The 21,282-nt window shown below is 73.6% G+C and carries 19 protein-coding genes; 18 read left to right on the top strand and 1 reads right to left on the bottom strand.

Annotation, left to right across the window (positions count from 1 at the left end):
- The first annotated feature begins 12 nt into the window (after window positions 1–12).
- A complete protein-coding gene (locus FB474_RS12835) occupies window positions 13–1,050 on the top strand; it encodes a thiamine-phosphate kinase (protein WP_425465306.1) in 1,038 nt (345 codons plus the stop codon).
- Between the two features lie 84 nt (window positions 1,051–1,134).
- On the opposite strand, the gene rpmB is transcribed toward FB474_RS12835, so the two are convergent.
- Window positions 1,135–1,329, bottom strand: a complete 195-nt coding sequence (rpmB, locus tag FB474_RS12830) for a 50S ribosomal protein L28 (protein ID WP_141789007.1) — start codon at window positions 1,327–1,329, stop codon at window positions 1,135–1,137.
- Between the two features lie 222 nt (window positions 1,330–1,551).
- Between rpmB and FB474_RS12825 the strand changes: the two genes are divergently transcribed.
- The 17 genes from FB474_RS12825 (at window position 1,552) to ftsY (ending at window position 21,216) form a co-directional block, all read left to right on the top strand.
- Window positions 1,552–3,228: a DAK2 domain-containing protein gene (locus tag FB474_RS12825; protein ID WP_141789006.1), complete on the top strand. Its 1,677-nt coding sequence runs from the start codon at window positions 1,552–1,554 to the stop codon at window positions 3,226–3,228.
- Between the two features lie 3 nt (window positions 3,229–3,231).
- Window positions 3,232–5,436 (top strand): ATP-dependent DNA helicase RecG, encoded by a 2,205-nt coding sequence (locus FB474_RS12820; protein WP_141789005.1) that lies wholly within the window; start codon window positions 3,232–3,234, stop codon window positions 5,434–5,436.
- Between the two features lie 7 nt (window positions 5,437–5,443).
- On the top strand, window positions 5,444–6,028 hold the full coding sequence (rsmD, locus tag FB474_RS12815; RefSeq protein ID WP_141789004.1) for a 16S rRNA (guanine(966)-N(2))-methyltransferase RsmD: 585 nt from the start codon (window positions 5,444–5,446) through the stop codon (window positions 6,026–6,028).
- Between the two features lie 57 nt (window positions 6,029–6,085).
- Window positions 6,086–6,637 (top strand): hemerythrin domain-containing protein, encoded by a 552-nt coding sequence (locus tag FB474_RS12810; RefSeq protein ID WP_141789003.1) that lies wholly within the window; start codon window positions 6,086–6,088, stop codon window positions 6,635–6,637.
- A 91-nt stretch (window positions 6,638–6,728) separates the two neighbouring features.
- A complete protein-coding gene (coaD, locus tag FB474_RS12805; protein ID WP_246092169.1) occupies window positions 6,729–7,229 on the top strand; it encodes a pantetheine-phosphate adenylyltransferase in 501 nt (166 codons plus the stop codon).
- Window position 7,230: 1 nt separating this feature from the next.
- The gene (locus tag FB474_RS12800; RefSeq protein WP_141789002.1) at window positions 7,231–7,788 is read left to right on the top strand and encodes a hypothetical protein; all 558 of its coding nucleotides are present in this window, start codon (window positions 7,231–7,233) and stop codon (window positions 7,786–7,788) included.
- Window positions 7,789–7,911: 123 nt separating this feature from the next.
- The gene (locus tag FB474_RS12795; RefSeq protein ID WP_141789001.1) at window positions 7,912–8,487 is read left to right on the top strand and encodes a YceD family protein; all 576 of its coding nucleotides are present in this window, start codon (window positions 7,912–7,914) and stop codon (window positions 8,485–8,487) included.
- A gap of 1 nt (window position 8,488) precedes the next feature.
- Window positions 8,489–8,683 carry a 50S ribosomal protein L32 gene (gene rpmF / locus FB474_RS12790; protein ID WP_141789000.1) on the top strand — a complete coding sequence of 65 codons (195 nt, stop codon included), beginning with the start codon at window positions 8,489–8,491 and terminating at the stop codon, window positions 8,681–8,683.
- Window positions 8,684–8,699: 16 nt separating this feature from the next.
- Complete coding sequence (gene rnc, locus FB474_RS12785) at window positions 8,700–9,476, top strand: ribonuclease III (RefSeq protein ID WP_141788999.1); 777 nt, start codon at window positions 8,700–8,702, stop codon at window positions 9,474–9,476.
- Complete coding sequence (mutM, locus tag FB474_RS12780; protein WP_141788998.1) at window positions 9,469–10,359, top strand: bifunctional DNA-formamidopyrimidine glycosylase/DNA-(apurinic or apyrimidinic site) lyase; 891 nt, start codon at window positions 9,469–9,471, stop codon at window positions 10,357–10,359. Before rnc ends, mutM begins: the two co-directional genes overlap by 8 nt.
- Before the next feature lie 52 nt (window positions 10,360–10,411).
- A complete protein-coding gene (locus tag FB474_RS12775; protein ID WP_246092168.1) occupies window positions 10,412–12,352 on the top strand; it encodes a M3 family metallopeptidase in 1,941 nt (646 codons plus the stop codon).
- A complete protein-coding gene (locus FB474_RS12770; protein WP_141788997.1) occupies window positions 12,349–12,630 on the top strand; it encodes an acylphosphatase in 282 nt (93 codons plus the stop codon). Before FB474_RS12775 ends, FB474_RS12770 begins: the two co-directional genes overlap by 4 nt.
- 142 nt (window positions 12,631–12,772) lie before the next feature.
- Entirely contained in the window at window positions 12,773–12,955 is a 183-nt protein-coding gene (locus FB474_RS12765) for a hypothetical protein (RefSeq protein ID WP_141788996.1), read from the top strand.
- Between the two features lie 95 nt (window positions 12,956–13,050).
- Window positions 13,051–16,623 (top strand): chromosome segregation protein SMC, encoded by a 3,573-nt coding sequence (smc, locus tag FB474_RS12760; protein ID WP_141788995.1) that lies wholly within the window; start codon window positions 13,051–13,053, stop codon window positions 16,621–16,623.
- An 88-nt stretch (window positions 16,624–16,711) separates the two neighbouring features.
- Window positions 16,712–16,978, top strand: a complete 267-nt coding sequence (locus FB474_RS12755; protein ID WP_141788994.1) for a hypothetical protein — start codon at window positions 16,712–16,714, stop codon at window positions 16,976–16,978.
- A 223-nt stretch (window positions 16,979–17,201) separates the two neighbouring features.
- Window positions 17,202–19,889, top strand: a complete 2,688-nt coding sequence (locus FB474_RS12750; RefSeq protein WP_141788993.1) for a WD40/YVTN/BNR-like repeat-containing protein — start codon at window positions 17,202–17,204, stop codon at window positions 19,887–19,889.
- Between the two features lie 133 nt (window positions 19,890–20,022).
- Window positions 20,023–21,216: a signal recognition particle-docking protein FtsY gene (ftsY, locus tag FB474_RS12745; protein WP_246092167.1), complete on the top strand. Its 1,194-nt coding sequence runs from the start codon at window positions 20,023–20,025 to the stop codon at window positions 21,214–21,216.
- Window positions 21,217–21,282: the final 66 nt, after the last annotated feature.

Genomic DNA, 21,282 nt, shown 5'->3' with positions numbered 1-21,282 from the left:
GCCGGGGCCGGCGTGGCCCGGACATCGCAGACGCTACCGTGCCGGTGCAGGTTTCGTCCCAGCAGGAGGCAACGAGTGGTCAAGGATCCCAACGGTTCCGAGGGTCCGACCCTGGCGCAGGTGAGTGAGTCCGAGCTGCTCGAGGGCATCTTCCCGCTGCTGCCTGGCGGCCATGGCGTGCTGCTCGGGCCGGGCGATGACGCCGCGCTCGTCGCCGCGCCCGACGGTAAGGTGGTGGCCACGACCGACGCGATGGTGCGGGACCGGGACTGGCGCGACGACTGGTCCACCGGCGCCGACGTGGGTGCCAAGACGGTGGCGCAGAACCTCGCCGACGTCGCCGCGATGGGCGCGGTGCCCACCGGCCTGCTGGTCACGCTCATCGCCGATCCGGCTACGCCACTGGCCTGGGTGCACGACTTCGCCACGGGGCTGGCCGAGGCCGCCCGCGAGGCAGGTGCCCCCGTCGTCGGGGGAGACCTGTCCTCGGCCCCGCCCGGGATGCTCGTCGTGTCGGTGACCGCCCTGGGTGACCTCGAGGGCCGCGAGCCGGTGCTGCGCTCGGGTGCCCGCCCCGGCGACGTCGTCGCGGTGGCCGGCAGCCTCGGCCGCTCGCACGCGGGCTGGCGGCTGCTGGAGCGCGGTGTGCCCGGCCGGGCCCCGGAGCTGGTGGACTACCACCGTCGGCCGCGACCGGCGTACCGCCAGGGACCGCTGGCCGCCGAGGCCGGGGTGCACGCGATGCTCGACCTCAGCGACGGGCTGGTGCGCGACGCCGGCCGGGTCGCCCGCGCCAGCGGGGTCGGGGTCGACCTGAGCCGGGAGGCGCTGCAGGCCGACGTCGCGGCGCTGGCCGGCGCGGTGGGGGAGGAGATGGCGTGGGAGTGCGTGCTCACCGGTGGCGAGGAGCACTCGCTGCTGGGCTGCTTCCCGGCGCACGTGCCCCTGCCCCACGGCTGGCGCAGGGTCGGCGCCGTCGTCGGCGGCGAGGGCGTCACCCTCGACGGGCAGGCCCAGGGCCCCGGCGGCTGGGACCACTTCGCCGGCTGACCCGCGCCGAGGCATGACAAGAGCCGGCCCCGCGAGGGGACCGGCTCGTGTCGGTGTGCCTGGGTCAGGCGGCAGGACGCTGGGTCAGCGCTTGACCTTGCCGGCCTTGAGGCACGAGGTGCAGACGTTGAGACGCTTCGGGGTCACACCGGCCGCGCCCACCAGAGCCTTCACGCGCTGGATGTTGGGGTTCCAGCGGCGCTTGGTGCGGCGGTGCGAGTGCGAGATGTTGTGACCGAAGCCCGGTCCCTTGCCGCAGACATCGCAGTTGGCAGCCACGGGTGATCTCCTGAACTCGTTGATGCAATGGAAGAACTGGTGCTCCCGGCAGGGCAGCACGAAGGATGCGCCGGCTGGGGGAACCGGTCAAGAGTAGCCGAGGCGGCCCGTCCGGCCAAAATGCGCCGGCCGGTGGCGTCCGACGCTCCCGGCGTGCCCGACGTGGGCGGACGTCCATGGTCGCACGGCCCCGCTACCCTCACGCTGGAGCAGGAGGTGTGCATGGGTGAGGGCGGTCCCGGTCCGCAGGGCCGGTTGGCGCGGATCGACGCGGTGGCCGCGCGCCGCTGGGCCGTCACCGCGCGCGCCGCGCTGGCCGCGCGGCGCAGCGAGATCGACGCGCTCAACGTGTTCCCCGTGCCCGACGGTGACACCGGCACCAACCTCTACCTCACCCTCGACACCGCCCTCGACGCCGCGCGCGCCGAGGCGGCGAGCTCCGGTTCCGACTCCCTCGCGGACGCGGCGGCCGCCCTGGCGCGCACCACCCTGCTGGCCGCCCGCGGCAACTCCGGGGTGATCTTCAGCCAGATGGTCCGCGGCATCAGCGAGGTCGTGGCCCGCGTCGCCGAGGAGCCGTGCGGCCTCGGGCCGGAGGAGCTCACCGAGGCCCTGCGCCGGGCCAGCGAGCTCGCCTACGCCAGCGTCACCCGCCCGGTGGAGGGCACCATCCTGTCCGTCGGCGACGCCGCCGCGGCCGCCGCCGAGGTCGCCCTGAAGTCCGGCTCCGAGCTGTATGCCGTGGTGACTGCCGCGCTGGCCGCGGCCCGTGAGGCGCTGGCCGCGACCACCGCGCAGCTGCCGGCCCTCGAGCGCGCCGGGGTGGTCGACGCCGGCGGCGCGGGCTACGTCCTGCTCCTGGAGGCCCTCGAGCGCGTGGTCTCCGGTGGCGCCGACCCGGCCCCGCACCCGTTGGAGGACCTGGTGCCGGCCCGGCCCGAGTGGGCCCCGCCCTCGCACGCGGTCGAGCCGGAGGAGCGCGCCGGCGGACCGGCCTACGAGGTGATGTACCTCCTCGCCGACGCCGACGAGGAGGCCGTGGCCGGGCTGCGTGACCGGCTCGACGCCCTCGGCGACTCCGTGCTCGTCGTCGGCAGCCACGACCTGTGGAACGTCCACGCCCACGTCGACGACGCCGGTGCGGCGATCGAGGCCGGGGTCGAGGTCGGCCGCCCGCACCGCATCCGCGTCACCCGGCTGAGCGAGGCCGAGGCCGGACGCCGGCAGGAGCCGGCCAGCACGCTCGCCGTCGTCGCCTGCTCTGCCGGACCCGGCCTGGCCGACGTGTTCCGCGCTGCGGGAGCCGAGGTCGTGGCCAGCGGCCCGGGCCGCCGGGCGTCCACCGGCCAGATCCTCGAGGCCATCCGCGAGGCCCACGCCATGGCCGTCCTCGTGCTGCCCAACGACGCCGACACCTACCTCGCCGCGGAGGCCGCCGCCCGCGCCGCCGCGGACGAGGGGGTCGAGGTGCACGTGGTCCGCTCCCGGGCCGCGGTCCAGGGCATCGCCGCCCTGGCGGTCTTCGACGCCGGCGCCGGCGTCCGCGACAACCTGCTCGCCATGACCAGCGCCGCCGCCTCGACCCGCCAGGGCGCGGTCACCGTGGCCGACCGGGAGGCGCTGACCAGCGCCGGCTGGTGCCACGCCGGCGACGTGCTCGGCGTGGTCGACGGCGACGTCGTGGCGATCGGTGACGACCTCGGCGCCGTCGCCGGTGACGTGGTCGAGCGCCTGCTGGGCAGTGGCGGCGAGCTGCTCACCGTCGTCACCGGGGAGCAGGCCCCCGCCGACCTCGGCGACAGTGTTGCCGCCGCGGCCCGCATCCGGCGCCGCGACCTCGAGGTGACGGTCCTCGCCGGCGGCCAGCCGGCATACCCGCTGCTGCTCGGGGTGGAGTGAGCGGTGGTCGACCTCTCCACCCCGCTGGCCAAGGTGGTCGCTCCCGGCTCGGCCGGGCCGCTGGCCAAGAACCGCGACGTGCACACCGTCGGGGACTTCCTGGAGTTCCTGCCCCGGCGCTACGTCCAGCCGGGGGAGCTGACCGACCTCGGCGAGCTCGCCGAGGGTGACGAGGTCGTCGTCGTCGCGCGGGTCCGCCAGGTGACCACGCGGCCGCTGCCCAGCCGGCCCCGCCAGCGGATGCTGACCGCGGTCATCACCGACGGGCGCACCGACGTCGAGGTGACCTTCTTCAACGCCCGCGGCCACGAGCACCGGCTGGTCCAGGGGGTGCACGGCCTGTTCGCCGGCACGGTCAAGGCCTTCCGCGGCAGCTGGCAGCTGACCCACCCCGACTACCAGCTCTTCGCCGAGGAGGAGTCCCAGGAGGCGGTCAGCCGCTACACCGGGCGACTGGTGCCGATCTACCTGCCGGCGGGCCGGTCGATGCCGCCGTGGAAGGTCCGCACCGTCGGCGAGGTGGTCCTCGACTCGCTGGAGTCGCTGCCCGACCACCTCCCCGCGGAGGTCCGTGAGCGGCGAGGCCTGCCCGGGCTGCGGGAGATGTACGAGCACCTGCACCGGCCGGAGAACCTGCAGCAGGTCGAGCACGCCCGGCACCGGCTGCGCTACGACGAGGCGTTCACGGTGCAGGCCGTCCTGGCCCAGCGTCGGCTGGCCAACGAGGACCTGCGCACGACACCGCGCCTGGCCCGGCCGGGCGGGCTGCTCGAGGCGTTCGACGCCCGGCTGCCGTTCGAGCTCACCGACGGGCAGCGGGCTGTGTCCGAGACCATCGCCGCCGACCTGGCCCAGAGCCACCCGATGCACCGGCTGCTGCAGGGCGAGGTCGGCTCGGGCAAGACCGTCGTGGCCCTGCGGGCGATGCTCTCGGTCATCGACTCCGGCGGCCAGGCGGCGCTGCTCGCTCCCACCGAGGTGCTCGCCGCCCAGCACCACCGCTCGATGACGGCGATGCTCGGCGACCTGGCCGAGGGTGGTCTGCTCGGCGGCAGCGAGCTCGGCACCCGGGTCACCCTGCTCACCGGCAGCCAGTCGACCGCGGCCCGGCGCAAGGCGCTGCTGGAGGCCGCCAGCGGCGAGGCGGGCATCGTCGTCGGCACCCACGCCCTCATCCAGGAGCACGTCAGCTTCTTCGACCTCGGTCTGGTCGTGGTCGACGAGCAGCACCGCTTCGGGGTGGAGCAGCGCGACGCCCTGCGCAGCAAGGGCACCCAGCCGCCCCACGTGCTGGTCATGACCGCCACCCCGATCCCACGCACGGTGGCCATGACCGTGTTCGGCGACATGGAGACCTCGACCCTGACCGAGCTGCCCCGCGGGCGCTCGCCCATCGCCTCGCACGTGGTCCCGGGCACCAACCCCCGCTGGGTCCAGCGGACCTGGCAGCGGGTGGCCGAGGAGGCACGCAAGGGGCACCAGGCCTATGTCGTGTGCCCCCGCATCGGCGACGCCGCGGAGGCCGGCGCGACGACCGTCGACGACGACGGGGAGGCGCTGGACCTGTCCGACCTCGGGGAGGGCGCCGGCGCACGCGAGCTGCACAGCGTCCACACCGTCGCCGCCGAGCTCGAGGACGAGCCGGCGCTCGAAGGCCTCGCGGTCGGCGTGCTGCACGGCCGGCTCGCCCCCGAGGACAAGGACGCGGTGATGCGTGACTTCGCCGCCGGCAAGATCGACGTGCTGGTCTCCACCACCGTCATCGAGGTCGGCGTCGACGTGCCCAACGCGACCGTCATGGTGGTCATGGACGCCGAGCGGTTCGGGGTCTCCCAGCTGCACCAGCTGCGCGGTCGCGTGGGACGTGGCAGCGCCCCCGGCCTGTGCCTGCTCATGACCGAGTCGGAGTCCGAGGTGGCACTGGAGCGGCTGACCGCTGTCGCCGAGACCACCGACGGCTTCAGCCTGGCCCGCCTCGACCTGACCCAGCGGCGCGAGGGCGACGTCCTCGGCGCCCGGCAGAGCGGCAGCCGCGGTGGCCTGCGCCACCTGAGCCTGCTGCGCGACGAGGACCTGATCCTGCAGGCCCGGGAGGATGCCCTGGCCCTGGTGACCGACGACCCGCAGCTCGAGCGGCACCCGCTCCTGCGCCAGCGCATCGCCGCCGCGCTGGACGAGGAGCAGGCCGCCTACCTGGAACGAGGATGACCCCCGAGTGACACGCATCATCAGCGGCCGCGCCGGGGGCCGGCGCATCCAGACCCCGCCGGGCAGCGGCACCCGGCCCACCAGCGACCGCGTCCGCGAGGCGCTGTTCTCCCGGCTGGAGCACCTCGACGTGCTCCACGGGGCGCACGTGCTCGACCTGTATGCCGGGTCCGGAGCCCTCGGGCTCGAGGCTGCGAGCCGTGGTGCGGCCAGCGTGCTGCTGGTCGAGTCCGCGCGCGGCGCCGGGGCCGTGGCCAGGCGCAACGCCGCCGACCTCGGCCTGCCCGGGGTCACCGTGCGGGTCGACACCGTCGAGCGGGCCCTGCTCGGTGGCCCGCCCGCCGGGGCCGGGCGCTACGACCTGGTGCTCGCCGACCCGCCCTACGACGTCACCGAGGACGCGCTCGCCGACGTCCTGCAGCTGCTGGTCACCCACAACTGGCTCGGTCCCGACGCGCTGGTCGTCGTCGAGCGCTCCTCCCGCTCGCCCGAGCCGCGCTGGCCCGCCGGGCTGGACGCGGCGGGGGAGCGCCGCTACGGCGAGACGAAGATGTGGTTCGCCGACTTCGCCGGCGAGCCCGAGGTCGCCTGATCCGGTTGCCGCGTGCCACGCGCTTGCCTGCGGCGGGCGCTGGGTAATGCTGGCCCCATGACGAACCTCTACCTTCCCCGACCCACGGCCGGCGACGTCGTCGAGCTCATCCTCGAGGACCACCGGCTGTTCGAGGACCTGCTGCGCCAGCTGCGCGACGCCACCGCCGACCGCGAGGCCGCCCGTCAGGCCCTCGCCGACGTGCTCATCGCCCACGGCGAGGCCGAGGAGCAGGAGGTCTACCCCAAGCTGGTGCGCAAGGACGCGATCGGCACCCACGAGGCCGAGCACGGTGAGCACGAGCACGCCGAGGGCAACGAGAAGCTGCTGGCGCTCCTGGAGTGCAAGGCCACCGACACCCAGAAGTTCGACGACGCGGTCGAGGAGCTGCAGAAGGCACTGATGCACCACATCGGCGAGGAGGAGCAGACCATCCTCAACCCGGCGCGCACCGACGTCTCCGAGGCGGTCCGGGCAGAGCTGGGCACCTCGTTCGCCGCCGCCCGCAACGCCCTGCTCGACGAGGGCCCCGGGTCGGTCGCCAACGTCCGCCGGATCGTGCAGGAGGCCGCGGCCGAGGGCAAGCTCGAGGACGACGAGGACGAGTGAGGGCCGGCCCGCGGCCGGCAAGCACACGGCATACCCGCGGATGGACCCGGAGTGCCGCTGGGCGCTCCGGGTCCGCTGCTAGGTTCGAACCGTGAGCACTGTGCGCCGCTGCGTCTGCCCCGGGTCCTACGACCCCGTGACGGTCGGTCACGTCGACGTCATCTCCCGTGCAGCCGCCCTGTACGACGAGGTGGTCGTGGCGGTCCTGCACAACCCCGCCAAGAGCGGCACGCTGCCCGTCGAGCAACGGCTGCAGCTGCTCAAGGCCGCGCTGGCCGACGTGCCCAACCTGCGCATCGAGGCCTACGCCAACACGCTGCTGGTCGACGTCTGCCGCGACGTCGGCGCCGAGGCCGTCGTCAAGGGGCTGCGCAGTGGCACCGACTTCGCCTACGAGCTGCCGATGGCCCTCATGAACCGCCACCTGACCGGCGTCGAGACCGTGTTCCTGCCCGGGGACCCGCGGTTCGAGCACGTGTCGAGCTCGCTGGTCAAGGAGGTCGCTGCCCTCGGGGGCGACATCACCGGCCTGGTCGACGACGAGACCCGGGCCGCGCTGCTCGCGCGCCTGCGCCCGGCTGAAGGGAGCTGACGTGGACGCCCAGGACCTGCTGGAGCACATCACCGCCACCGTGCGCGAGGCCAAGGCCATGCCGATGTCCGCCTCGTGCCTGGTCAACCGGGCCGAGCTGCTCGAGGACCTCGACCGGCTCCGGGCGGCGCTGCCGGCCGACCTCGACCACGCCGATGCGCTGCTCAGCGACCGGGACGCCATCGTCGCCTCAGGCGAGGCCCGAGCGCAGGACCTGCTGCGCGCCGCCCACGCCGAGCGGGAGCGGCTGCTGGAGCAGACCGAGGTGCTGGTCGCCGCCCGGGAGCGGGCCGCGACCGTCGTCGAGGACGCCCGCGCCGAGGCCGGCCGCCTGCTCAGCGACGCCGACGACTACGTCGACCGCAAGCTGGGCGAGTTCGAGGTGGTGCTGGGCCAGCTCGCGACGCAGGTCGGCAACGGCCGGGAGCGCCTGGCGGCGCGCCGGGAGGCCGACCTGGCCCGGCTCGGCGTCGCCGAGGAGGATGACGTGCCCCTGGCCTACGACCCGGCCACCGAGGACCTCGGCCCTGCACTGGACGCGGCGCGGCACGCGCACTAGCCCCGCATTTGGGTGCGCGGTCCTCCCTCCGGTAACCTCATGCGTCGGTCCTCGTCCGTGTGCGGAGGAGGGCTGAGCCTGTGACGCAGACGCGCCACCGGACCAACTGCACGCAACGGAGCCATGGACCGACTCGACCCGCGCCAGCCCCTGGTGTTCGACACCAAGGAGGTCGGCCGCCGACCGGGTTCCATGGCGAAGCTGTCTCGCACCGTCGAGGCCCCGGCAGACCTGGGCAGCGACGTGATCGCGGTGCAGCCCGGCCAGCCGGTCGAGCTGGAGCTGCGCATGGAGTCGGTCATGGAGGGTGTCCTCGTCACTGGTTCGGCCCGAGCCACGGCGACCGGCGCCTGCGTGCGGTGCCTGGATCCGGTCAGCGAAGAGCTGGACGTGACCTTCCAGGAGCTGTTCGCCTACGCCGATCGGGCGCAGCACCACCACGAGGTGGCCTCTGCGGACGACGATGACGACGAGCTCGTGCTCGTGGGCGACCTGCTCGACCTCGAGCCCGTGCTCCGGGACGCAGTGGTGCCTGCCCTGCCGTTCCAGCCGGTGTGCCGGGAGGACTGCCCGGGACTGTGCTCCGAGTGCGGGGCGCATCTCGCGGACGACCCGGACCACCACCACGAGACGCTCGACCCCCGGTGGGCGGCTCTGCAGAACTTGACCAACAGCGGTACCGAAGAGAGAAGGAACTGACGTGGCTGTCCCGAAGCGGAAGACGTCGCGCTCCAACACCCGTTCGCGTCGCGCGAACTGGAAGACGACGGCGACCACGCTGACCGCGTGCCCGCAGTGCTCTGCCCCCAAGCAGCCGCACATCGCGTGCCCCTCCTGCGGTACCTACGCCGGTCGCCACTACGGCGTCGCGGAGCGCACCGAGCACCAGGGCTGACCAGCCCCTCTCGCGCGTGACTTCGTCCCAGCCCCCCAAGGGGGACGGCGCGACGCAGCGGCCCGTCGACGACCTCGCTGACCACCTCCTCGGAGTGGTCGGTGCGGAGATCGACGAGCCGCTGCTTCTGCGTGCCCTGACCCACCGGTCCTATGCGTACGAGAACGGTGGCCTGCCCCACAACGAGCGCCTGGAGTTCCTCGGGGACTCCGTGCTCGGGCTCGTCGTCACCGACACGCTCTACGCCGACCACCCCGACCTGCCCGAGGGCCAGCTGGCCAAGCTGCGGGCCGCGGTGGTCAACATGCGTGCCCTGGCTGACGTCGCCCGGACCATCGGGCTGGGTGACTACCTCATGCTCGGGCGCGGTGAGGAGAGCACCGGTGGCCGCGACAAGGCCTCGATCCTCGCCGACACGATGGAGGCGGTCATCGGCACCGTCTACCTCTCCGCCGGGCTCGAGGCGGCCAGCACGTTCGTGCACCACCTGCTCGACCCGCTGATGAAGTCCTCGGCCAGCCTCGGCGCCGGCCTGGACTGGAAGACCAGCCTGCAGGAGCTCACCGCCTCCACCGGCCTCGGCGTGCCCGAGTACCGCGTGACCGAGGAGGGCCCCGACCACGAGAAGGTCTTCACCGCACGGGCCGTCATCGGTGAGGAGACCCTCGGCGAGGGGGTCGGGCGCAGCAAGAAGGAGGCCGAGCAGAAGGCCGCCGAGCGCGCGTGGACCGAGCTGAGTGCCCGCGCCGAGGCCGGGCGCACCGGGCGCCCCGCCGCCCCCGTGGATGCCTGAGCTCCCCGAGGTCGAGGTCGTCCGCCGCGGCCTGGCCGACCACGTCGTCGGCCGTCGCATCGACTCGGCGGCGTTCCTCGGCGCCCGGGTCGCCCGCCGGCACCTGCCCGGCCCGGTGGACCTCGCCGCCCGGCTCACCGACAACACGGTCGAGGCGGCGGAGCGGCGCGGCAAGTACCTCTGGCTCGTCCTGACTGCCCCCGACGGCCACCGGCAGGGCCTCATCGTCCACCTCGGCATGAGCGGCCAGCTGCTCGTCGAGCCCGCCGATGCCCCGCGTGAGAAGCACCTGCACGCCACCTTCGACTTCCACGACGAGGGCCCCCAGCTGCGCTTCGTCGACCAGCGCACCTTCGGCGGTATGGCGCTCGCGGACCTCGTGCCCGACCCCGCCTCCGTGCCACGCCCCTGGGGCGTGCCCTCCACCATCACGCACATCGCCCCCGACCCGCTCGAGCCGGCCTGGGACCAGGGCGCCGTCGTCGCGCGGCTGAAGGCACGGCATACCGGCGTGAAGCGGGCCCTGCTGGACCAGGGACTCGTCTCCGGGGTGGGCAACATCTATGCCGACGAGGCGCTGTGGCGCGCGCAGGTCCACGGCGAGCGGGAGGCCGCCTCCCTGACCCGCCCCGCGCTGGGCCGGCTGCTCGAGCACGCCCGCGACGTCATGACCGAGGCGCTCGGTGAGGGCGGCACGAGCTTCGACGCGTTGTACGTCAACGTCAACGGCGCCTCCGGCTACTTCGACCGCAGCCTGGCCGCCTACGGGCAGGAGGGCCGGCCGTGCCCGCGCTGCGGCACCCCCATCCGGCGCGAGGCGTTCATGAACCGCTCGTCCTACTCCTGCCCGCGCTGCCAGCCCCGGCCGCGACCCCGTCGCTGACACGCGAGCACGGCTGGTGCCGCCGTCGCGGCGCCGTGGCTATCGTGCGGGGGTGACCACCTCGACGCCGCTGTCCGCGCTCCCGTTGCCCCCCACCGACGAGGGCTGGGAGGAGTGGCTGGCGCAACGCTGCGACGGCCAGCTCGAGCAGGCCCGGACCGCGGTCGAGCAGCTCAAGGCCGATCCCGGCGCCGACGCCGTGACGGTCCTGGCCCGCTGGAACGACGCCAGCATCGCCCTCGGCAACGCCTTCGCCGCCGCCAGCCTGATGAGCCAGGTCCACCCGCGCGAGGCGGTGCGCACCCGGGCCGAGGCCGCCGAGCAGGCCGCCCACAAGCTCTCCACCGACCTGAGCCTGGACCGGGCGCTCTTCGACATCCTCGCCGCGGTCGACGCCGACGCCCTCGACGAGGGCGGGCAGCGGGTGCTGCGCCTGACGCTGCGCGACTTCCGCCGCTCCGGCGTCGACCGGGACGAGGCGACCCGGGAGCGGCTGCGTGCCCTGGCCGAGCGGGAGACCCTCGTCGGCCAGGAGTTCTCCAAGAACATCCGCGACGACGTGCGCCGCGTGCACCTGGAGCCCGAACAGCTCGCCGGGATGCCGAAGGACTGGGTGGACGCCCACCCGGTGGGCGAGGACGGCCGGGTCGAGGTCACCACCGACTACCCCGACGTCGTCCCGTTCATGTCCTTCGCCCGGGACCACACGGCCCGCGCCGCGCTGCGCACGGAGTTCCTCAACCGGGCCTGGCCGGCCAACGACGGGGTGCTCAAGGAGCTGCTGGCGCTGCGGGCCGAGCACGCGTCGCTGCTGGGCTACGACGGCTGGCCGGACTACGACGCCGAGATCAAGATGATCGGCCGCGGGGCGGCGATCGGGGAGTTCATCGACGAGATCGCTGCGCTCGCAGGGGAGTCCGGGCGCCGCGACGTCGCGGTGCTGCTCGCCCGGCTGCAGCAGGACCGGCCGGGGGACACCACGGTCGCGGGCTCCGACGCGGCCTACTACGCCGAGGTGATCCGGCGGGAGAACTTCGACGTCGACGCCCAGACCGTGCGCACCTACTTCGACTTCGCCGCGGTCCGCCAGGGCCTGCTCGACGTCACCGGCCGGCTGTTCGGGCTGGACTACCGCCGGGTCGAGGACGCCCCGGTCTGGCACGAGGACGTCGCCGTCTACGACGTGCTGCTCGACGGGGAGGCGATCGGCCGGATCCACCTCGACCTGCACCCGCGGGAGGGCAAGTACAAGCACGCGGCGCAGTTCGACCTGCAGCCCGGCATCGCCGGCCGCCAGCTCGCCGAGGGCGTCCTGGTCTGCAACTTCCCGCGCGGCCTCATGGAGCACTCCGACGTCGTGACGCTGTTCCACGAGTTCGGGCACCTCGTGCACCACGTGCTGGCCGGCCGGCACCCGTGGGCGCGCTTCTCCGGCGTGGCGACCGAGTGGGACTTCGTCGAGGCGCCCTCGCAGATGCTGGAGGAGTGGGCCTGGGACGCCACCGTGCTGCGCACCTTCGCCCGCAACGCCGCCGGGGAGCCCATCCCGGCCGAGCTCGTCGCCCGGATGAAGGCCGCCGACGACTTCGGCAAGGGCTACCTGGCGCGCACGCAGATGTTCTACGCCGCGGTCTCCTACCGGCTGCACCGCGAGCAGGTCGAGGACACCACCGCGGTGGTGCGCTCCCTGCAGGAGCACTACGACCTGTTCCCCTACACCGAGGGCACCCACTTCCAGGCCGCGTTCGGCCACCTCGAGGGCTACTCCTCGGCGTACTACACGTACATGTGGAGCCTGGTCATTGCCAAGGACCTGTTCTCGGCGTTCGACAAGGACGACCTGTTCGCGGACACGACCGCCCTGCGCTACCGCGACCGGATCCTGGCCGCCGGCGGCAGCAAGGACGCCGCGGACCTCGTCGAGGACTTCCTCGGGCGGCCCTACAGCCCTGAGGCCTTCCGCCGCTGGCTGGAGGAGGCCCCGCAGGCATGATCCGTGCGGTGATGTTCGTCCGCGGGCAGGTGCAGGGCGTCGGGTTCCGCTGGTGGACCCGGGCCCGGGCGCTCGAGCTGGGCCTGGTCGGCCACGCCCGCAACACCACCGACGGGCGGGTGGAGGTGGTCGTCCAGGGAAGCGAGGAGGCGGTCGCGAGGCTGGAGACGCTGCTGCGCGAGACGCCCAGCCGGCACCGTCGGCCGGGCCGGGTGGACTCGGTCGTGGTCCAGCACGGTATGCCGCGTGACGGGGTCTCCGGGTTCGTCGAGCGGTGAGCGGGCGGTCGCCCGCCCGGGGTGCGTGGCGTTGACCTGCGGCGATGGCGGTGTCACTCTGGTCGCGGGGGCAGCGTCGGTCGCAGTCCCCGGACCCCATCCATCGCCCTTCGCACGCGCGAAGGATCCTGTCGGAGTTGGTATGGCCAAGGCCCTGCTGGGTCAGCGTGCATTCCGGGACGATCGCCTCGTGCTCGAGGCGGCGCGTCTGCGGACCCGCGTGCGTGACCTCGAGACCCTGATCGAGCACCTGCAGCACGACAACGACCGGCTCCGCGACAACTTGCGCGAGCAGGAGCTGGTCGTCCCGGAGCCGGTCAGGTAGGGGGCCGGCTCCCAGTTCACCCAGTTCCCCGGACACGGGGTTCCCCGCCGGTATGGTTGGCCGAGTTCACCACCGGTTAGAGGAGCCCATCGCTCGTGTACGTCAAGAGCCTGACCCTGCGGGGCTTCAAGTCCTTCGCCTCCGCGACGTCGATGCGGCTCGAACCCGGCATCACCTGCATCGTGGGCCCCAACGGCTCCGGCAAGTCCAACGTGGTCGACGCCCTGGCGTGGGTGATGGGGGAGCAGGGGGCCAAGAGCCTGCGCGGCGGCAAGATGGAGGACGTCATCTTCGCCGGCACCGCCGGGCGTCCGCCGCTGGGTCGCGCCGAGGTGACGCTGACCATCGACAACACCGACGGCGCCCTGCCGATCGACTACACCGAGGTCACCATCGCGCGGACGATGTTCCGCAACGGCGGGTCGGAGTACGCCATCAACGGCACCCCGTGCCGGCTGCTCGACGTCCAGGAGCTGCTCTCGGACTCCGGCATCGGCCGCGAGATGCACGTCATCGTCGGCCAGGGCCAGCTCGACACCGTGCTGCGGGCCACGCCGGAGGAGCGCCGCGGGTTCATCGAGGAGGCCGCCGGCGTCCTCAAGCACCGCAAGCGCAAGGAGCGCGCGCTGCGCAAGCTCGAGCAGATGGAGGCCAACCTCACCCGCGTCACCGACCTGACCGGGGAGATCCGCCGCCAGCTCGGCCCGCTCGGACGCCAGGCCGAGGCCGCCCGGAAGGCCGCCGTGATCCAGGCGGACGCCCGTGACGCCCGGCTGCGCCTGCTGGCCGACGACCTGATCCAGCTCACCAGCACGCTGGAGCAGGAGGTCGCCGACGAGACCGCGCTGATCGCCCGGCGCACCGAGGTCGAGGAGGCGCTCACCGACGTGCGCGCCCGGCTCGCCGAGCTCGAGCGCCAGGCGGCCGAGGCCGCACCGCAGCTCGCCCGCGCCCAGGAGCGCTGGTTCGCCCTGTCCTCGCTGCGTGAGCGCCTCACCGCCACCGGGTCGCTGGCGGCCGAGCGGGTGCGCCTGCTGTCCGAGGACGACTCCGAGGCGGGTCAGGGCTCCGGTCGTGACCCCGAGCAGCTGCGCGCCCAGGCCGCCTCCATCCGCGAGCAGGAGCAGGCGCTGCACGCCGAGATCGCCCAGGCCAAGCAGGCGCTGGAACAGGCCACGGCCGAGCGGTCCGAGCTCGAGAAGGCCTTCGCCGAGGAGCAGCAGCGCCTCGCCCGGCTGGTCCGCGCGGCTGCCGACCGCCGGGAGGGCCTGGCCCGGCTCTCCGGTCAGGTCGCGGCCCGGCGCAGCCGGATCGAGGCGGGGGAGGCCGAGATCGGCCGCCTGCGCCAGACCGCCGAGCAGAGCCGCCAGCGCGCGGCCGCCGCGGAGGCGGAGTTCGCCGAGCTGGAGGCCTCGGTCGCCGTCGACGAGGAGGGCGAGGAGGGCCTGGACTCGGCCTACGAGGAGGCCGCCGGGGCGCTGGAGGGCGCCGAGGCCGAGCGTGAGCGCTGGGTCGAGGCCGAGCGCAACGCCGAGCGCGACCGCGCCAGCCTCACGGCCCGCCTCGAGGCCCTGGAGCTGGGCCTGCGGCGCAAGGACGGTGCTGCCGCGCTGCTCGCCGCGGCCGACCGGGTCGGCGGGGTCATCGGCTCGGTCTCCGCCCTGCTGCAGGTCGCCCACGGCCACGAGGCCGCCATCGCCGCCGCCCTGGGCTGGGCGGCGGACGCCGTGGCCGTGGACTCGGTCGAGGCGGCCGGCGCCGCCCTGCGCACCCTGCGCGCCGACGACGCCGGTCGGGCCGGGCTGCTCGTGGCCCAGACCGCCCGGCCGGGGGAGCGCGCCACCTGGCCGGCGCTGCCCGACGGTGCCACCTGGGCCCTCGACGTCACGACCTCACCCGAGTCCGTGCGCCCCGCGCTGGAGCAGCTGCTCGACAAGGTGGCGCTCGTGCCCGACGCCGAGGCCGCGGCCGCGCTGGTGCGTCGCGGTGACGGGGTCAGCGCGGTCACGCCCGACGGCGACGTCTTCGCCCCCGGCTTCGCCCGCGGCGGCAGCGCCTCCGCGCCCAGCCTCATCGAGGTCCAGGCCGCGGTCGAGGAGACCCGCGAGCAGGTGCAGGACGCGACCCGTCGCGGCGAGCAGGCCCGCTTCGCGCTGGCCGGCGCCCGGGAGCAGGTCGCCGAGCTCGGCGAGGCGGTCGAGGCGGCGCTGGAGCGCCTGCACGACTCCGACGCGCGGATGGCCGCTGTCGCCGAGCGCCTGGGGCACCTCGGCGGCTCGGTCCGCTCGGCCCGCGCCGAGGCCGAGCGCACCGAGAAGGCCATCGCCACGGCCGAGGCCGCCCTGGTCGCCGACCGCGACGAGCTCGCCTCGCTCGAGCAGCGTCTGGAGGACGCCAGTGCGGAGCCGACCGAGGAGGACCCCTCCACGGCCGAGCGTGACCGGCTCGAGCAGGCCGCCACGGCAGCCCGCGGCGCCGAGACCGAGCTGCGGCTGACCCTGCGCACCCGGGAGGAGCGTGCGCGGGCCATGTCCGGGCGGGCGGACTCCCTCGAGGCGGCGGCCCGCAACGAGCTGGCCGCCCGCGAACGCGCGGCAGCGCGCCGGGAGCGGCGCCGACGCCAGGCCACGGTGGCCGAGGCGGTGCGCCGCGGCGCGACATACGCGGTCGAGGCGGTGGGGCGCTCGCTGGAGCAGGCCAGCCGCGAGCGGGCCACGGCCGAGCGGGAGCGCACCGAGCGCGACGCCGCCCTGGCCCAGGTCCGACGCGAGATGGGCACCCTGGGTGACGAGCTGCGCGAGCTGACCGACTCGGTCCACCGCGACGAGGTGGCCCGGGCGCAGCAGCGGCTGCGGATCGAGACCCTGCAGGCCAAGGCGGTCGAGGAGCTCGGCATCGACCCCGAGGTGCTCATCGAGGACTACGGCCCGCACCAGCTGGTGCCGGTGGTACCCGACCCCGACATGGACCAGGAGGAGGCCGACGCGCTGCAGCCGCAGCCCTACGTCCGCGAGGCGCAGGCGAAGCGGCTGCGCTCGGCAGAGCGCAAGCTGGCCCAGCTCGGCCGGGTCAACCCGCTGGCCCTGGAGGAGTTCGCGGCGCTGGAGGAGCGGCACAAGTTCCTCACCGAGCAGCTCGAGGACCTCAAGAGCTCCAAGCGCGACCTGCTCGACATCGTCCGCGAGGTCGACGAGCGGGTCGAGCGCGTCTTCACCGAGGCCTACCACGACACCGCGGCGCAGTTCGAGCGCGTGTTCCAGCGGCTGTTCCCCGGCGGCGAGGGCCGGCTCGTGCTCACCGACCCGGCGAACATGTTGACGACGGGCATCGAGGTCGAGGCCCGTCCGCCGGGCAAGAAGATCAAGCGGCTGTCGCTGCTCTCCGGTGGTGAGCGCTCGCTGACCGCCGTCGCGCTGCTCGTGGCGATCTTCAAGGCCCGCCCCAGCCCCTTCTACATCATGGACGAGGTCGAGGCCGCCCTCGACGACACCAACCTCGGCCGGCTCATCACGCTGTTCGAGGAGCTGCGCGACTCCAGCCAGCTCATCGTCATCACGCACCAGAAGCGCACCATGGAGATCGCCGACGCGCTCTACGGCGTGACCATGCGCGGCGACGGCGTGACGACCGTGGTGTCCCAGCGGATCAGGGACGTCCAGCCGGCCTGAGTCGTCCCTTCCGCCGCGCGAGGTGACACCCGTCACAGGGGCACCGGTGGATTTGTCGTGCCACAGCAGGCCGGGGCATCGTGGACCCATGGTCGTCCTCATCGTCGGAATGCTGCTGTGCCTGGGTCTTGCCGTAGCAGTGGTCGGCGTGGTGGCCGTGCCGGCCCGCCGTCAGGGGCGCGACATCCTGACCCCGCGCGGCGAGGAGGTCGTGGCCCAGGTCAAGGAGGCGACCGGCACCGCCGTGGAGAAGGCCACCGAGGTCACCCAGGCCGCCGTGGAGAAGACCGGCGAGGCGCTCTCGAGCGCCAAGGACAAGGTCACCGACAGCACGTCCTCCAAGACGCCGGAGTAGCGTCCGCGCGGTCACACGGTCGCCGACCCGGCACGGGGGTGCCGCCCGGTCGCAAAGGTAAAGGTTTCCTCAAGAAGCCACTGTCACCACTGCCGGTGGTGGCCGGTGTCCCCCTAGGGTCCGCAGGTGGTGCCCCGGGACCCCCGGGGCGTTTCCGCGGGGTCGAGAACACGGGCCCGCGCCACCAGGGGGCAACGCCCCGCCGGGTCTCCCAGGAGGGGACATGCGGACCTCGCTGACCAAGCGACGCAAATTCATTTCCGGCACGCTCGGCCTGGCCCTCGTGGCCGGTGCCGTCGGCGGCTACGCCGGGCGCTACGAGCTGCGCGAGATGTGGCTCGAGCACCAGTTCGAGGGGCGGCACTACAACGCGGCCGTCATGGAGAAGGCGCTCATGATCGCCGGCGGCAACCCCGCCGAGGCGCAGAACGAGTCCAAGGAAGCCTTCTCCATCGCCGACGAGTTCACCCAGGCGCGCACGGCGCCCTCGGGGATCGTGGCTCCCGGCGCCTATGGCGCCGCGTTCACCGCCCTGACCTCCATGCCGCACACCGCCGGCACCTGGCACGAGGTCACCAAGGTCCCGTACAACGGCGACGACCCGCGCTACCGCGACTGGTACTCCAACTCCAGCGGCGGCGCCGGCCACGTCACCGGCCGCATCACCGGCCTCGCCGCCGACACGGTGGGCCACGTCTACGCGGCCGGCGCCAACGGCGGCGTGTGGCGCTCGAGCACCGGCGGCGGGGCCTGGACGCCCATCGCTGACTCCCTCCCGTCGCTGAGCGGCGGTGACCTGCAGCTCGCCGGCGACGGGTCGCTCTGGTACGCCACCGGCGAGGCCAACACCGGCGGCACCTCCTACGTCGGCGCCGGTGTCTACCGCCTGGCTACGCCGGCCGCGGGCACCTTCGCCCCCACCGACCGGGTCGGCGGCAAGGAGCTGGAGTCGACCACGATCGGGCGCCTGCGCTGGGGTGGCGCGACGGTGTTCGCCGCCACGAACCGTGGTGTCTGGTACCACGACGCCTCGACCACCTCGGGCGACTGGAAGCCGGCGTTCTACCCCAACCCCGACTGGATGCCGCAGATCACCGACGACGCCGGCACGGTGCTCGTCCCCGCGGGGTCGAAGTGGCAGGGTGACTCGGCCTCCGGGCCCACCAACGCGGCGTACAAGAACATCGTCAACGACATCGCCGTCGACCCGAAGAACCCCAAGCACGTCATCGCGGCCATCGGCTGGCGCTCCGGCGACACCTACAACGGGTTCTACGAGACGCAGGACTTCACCAAGGGCCCGTCGAGCTGGAAGAAGCTCTCGGTCGTCCTCGGCGGCATCAGCAACGGCTCGGACATCGGCTACACGACGTTCGCGTTCAGCAAGGACGGCTCCCGCCTCTACGCGATGGTGCAGGCGCCGAGCAAGATCAACTCCTCCAGCAGCCTGGCCGGCATCTACGTGTCCAAGACGGGCTCGCCGACCGGTCCGTGGAACCAGATCGCCACGTCCTCGCAGCTGCACAACTCCGGCTCGGCGCTGGACCGCAAGGGCTACGCCGTCGGCGTGCAGGCCTGGTACAACCAGTTCCTCCAGGTGGACCCGGCCAACCCCGACCACGTCTGGGCGGGGCTGGAGGAGGTCTTCGAGACCAAGGACGCCGGCTCGCACTGGGCGGCGGTCGCGCCGTACTGGAACTTCGGCTTCCCGTGCTGGGACATCAGCGACGCGAAGAACACCTGCCCGATGGCGCCGCACTCCGACCAGCACTCGGTCGCTGTGGGGATGGCCGGCACCTCGCCGGTCGTGTTCATCGGCAACGACGGCGGCATCTACCGCCGGCCCGTCAACGGCACGAACAACGCCAACGGCAACGGCACCGACTGGAAGTCCATGACCGAGGACGGGTCCATGGACGCCCTGCAGTACTACTCGGTCTCGGTCGGCAAGGACATCAAGAACGGCGGCACCGTCGTCTCCGGTGGCCTGCAGGACAACGGCGTCTCCAACCTGTTCAGCGTCAGGCCCGACGGCACCAACGGCGACACCGGCATGGGGTCCAACTTCGGTGGCGACGGCGGCGACGGGGCGGCCGACCCGGCCAACGGCTGCAACCAGCTGCAGGAGTACGTCAACCTCGCCATCAAGATCACCAACGACTGTGCCCTCAACAAGGGCGCGCTCAGCGAGGCCGACGCGTCGTCGTGGAGCCTGGACCCCGGTGACCCCTCGCCGCGGTTCATCGCCCCGATCGCCGTGGACTCCAAGAACTCCAGCGGGTTCATCACCGGTGGGCGCTACGTCTACACCTCCACCGTGGGCTGGGGCATGCGCAGCGCCGACCAGTGGACCAAGGCCTTCGACCTGGGCGCCGGGCACTCGGCCACGGCCGTGGCCATGCACGACGGTGTCGGCTACGTGACGTGGTGCGGGCCGTGCAACAACGCCGGGTTCACCCGCGGCGTGGCCACCAACGCCGGTGGCACGTGGCACGCGGTGACCCTGCCGGACGCGGTCCCGAACCGGTTCCTCGCCGGCGTCGGCATCGACCCGACCAACACCCAGCACGCCTACCTCGCGGTCAACGGCTTCTCCCGCCGCTTCACCGAGGGCCCCGGCGCCGGGGTCGGCCACGTCTACGAGACGACCGACGGTGGTGCCACCTGGTCGGACATCTCGGCGAACCTGCCCGACGTCCCCGCCAGCTCGGTCAAGCAGCTGGCGAACGGCGGGCTGGTGCTCGGCACCGACCTGGCGACGTTCTACCGGGCGCCCGGCGCGACGAGCTGGTCGGTCCTCGGCACCGGGCTGCCCACCACCACGGTGATGGACGTCGAGTCCGGCCCGGACGGCGACATCTACGTGGCCACCCACGGTCGCGGGATCTGGAGCATCGCCGCCCCGCAGTGACCCCTGCACCGGTATGCCGTGTCCCTCACCGGGAGGTGAGGGGCACGGCATACGTGCGTCCGGGGCCTCCCGTCCCGCTGGTGCGCGGCCACGCGGGCGTCACGCGCTGCCGCTTCTGGGAGAATGGCGCGTTGTGAGCCAGACCCAGGAGATCCTCGCCCTCGTCGTCCTCATCGCCCTCGCCGGCGTCGGCCTGCTCGTCGGGCTGCTGCGCAGCCGCGGCGGCAAGGACAAGCAGCTCCCGCCGCAGGCCCCGAGCGCGCCGCCGGCCACACGGGAGCCGTCCGTCGGGGACGAGTCCGCGCCGCCGCGCGACACCCCCAAGCGGACCGTGGAGACGTCGGCCGGGGTCGACCTGCTCGAGCCGCCCGTGGTCGAGCCGACCCCCACGGTCGAGACCCCCGCGCCGGCGGTCGGCCGGCTCCAGCGCCTGCGCGCCCGCCTGGCCCGCTCCAACTCGGCCATGGGGCAGGGCCTGCTGTCGCTGCTGTCCCGCGGCGGCCTGGACGAGCAGGCCTGGGAGGACGTCGAGGACACCCTGCTGACCTCCGACCTCGGGGTCGAGGCCACGAACGAGCTGGTCGACTCCCTGCGCACCCGGGTCAAGGTCGAGGGCGCCACCGACGAGGCCACCGTGCGCGAGTGGCTCCGCGCCGACCTGCTGACCCTGGTCGACCCCTCGATGGACCGTGAGGTCGCCTCCTCGCGGGTCGACGGGCGCCCGGCCGTGGTGATGGTCGTCGGGGTCAACGGCACCGGCAAGACCACCACCGTCGGCAAGCTCGCCCGCGTGCTCGTCGCCGAGGACAAGGACGTCGTGCTCGGTGCGGCCGACACGTTCCGCGCCGCCGCCGCCGACCAGCTGCAGACCTGGGGTGAGCGGGTCGGGGTGCCGACCATCCGCTCCGACCGGGAGGGCGCCGACCCCGCCGCGGTCGCGTTCGACGCGGTGAAGGGCGCCGCGGAGGCCGAGGCCGACGTGGTCCTCATCGACACCGCCGGCCGGCTGCACAACAAGGTCGGCCTCATGGACGAGCTCGGCAAGGTCAAGCGGGTCATCGAGAAGCAGTCCCCGATCGACGAGGTGCTGCTGGTCCTCGACGCGACGACCGGCCAGAACGGCCTGCGCCAGGCCGAGGTCTTCTCCGAGGTCGTCAACGTCACCGGCATCGTGCTCACCAAGCTCGACGGCACCGCCAAGGGCGGCATCGTCGTGGCCGTGCAGCGCAAGCTCGGCGTGCCGGTCAAGCTGGTCGGCCTCGGCGAGGGCCCGGACGACCTGGCCCCCTTCGACCCCGAGGCCTTCGTCGACGCGTTGATCTCCTGAGGCGTGGCCGGGCGGGCTCGCGAGGCCGCCGCACGGCATACAGGCCCTGATGCTCTCCCGCACAGG

Origin of the sequence: Oryzihumus leptocrescens (genome assembly GCF_006716205.1) — a bacterium.
Classification (GTDB): domain Bacteria; phylum Actinomycetota; class Actinomycetes; order Actinomycetales; family Dermatophilaceae; genus Oryzihumus; species Oryzihumus leptocrescens.
This window is presented reverse-complemented; position numbering and strand designations above follow the sequence as displayed.

Bases quoted from the DNA above. Each gene is read 5' to 3' on its own strand.
- FB474_RS12795 (WP_141789001.1), top strand. From the start codon at position 7,912: ATGGACCGACTCGACCCGCGCCAGCCCCTGGTGTTCGACACCAAGGAG.
- FB474_RS12750 (WP_141788993.1), top strand. From the start codon at position 17,202: ATGCGGACCTCGCTGACCAAGCGACGCAAATTCATTTCCGGCACGCTC.
- FB474_RS12825 (WP_141789006.1), top strand. From the start codon at position 1,552: ATGGGTGAGGGCGGTCCCGGTCCGCAGGGCCGGTTGGCGCGGATCGAC.
- FB474_RS12770 (WP_141788997.1), top strand. From the start codon at position 12,349: ATGATCCGTGCGGTGATGTTCGTCCGCGGGCAGGTGCAGGGCGTCGGG.
- mutM (WP_141788998.1), top strand. From the start codon at position 9,469: ATGCCTGAGCTCCCCGAGGTCGAGGTCGTCCGCCGCGGCCTGGCCGAC.
- FB474_RS12810 (WP_141789003.1), top strand. From the start codon at position 6,086: ATGACGAACCTCTACCTTCCCCGACCCACGGCCGGCGACGTCGTCGAG.
- FB474_RS12755 (WP_141788994.1), top strand. From the start codon at position 16,712: ATGGTCGTCCTCATCGTCGGAATGCTGCTGTGCCTGGGTCTTGCCGTA.
- FB474_RS12765 (WP_141788996.1), top strand. From the start codon at position 12,773: ATGGCCAAGGCCCTGCTGGGTCAGCGTGCATTCCGGGACGATCGCCTC.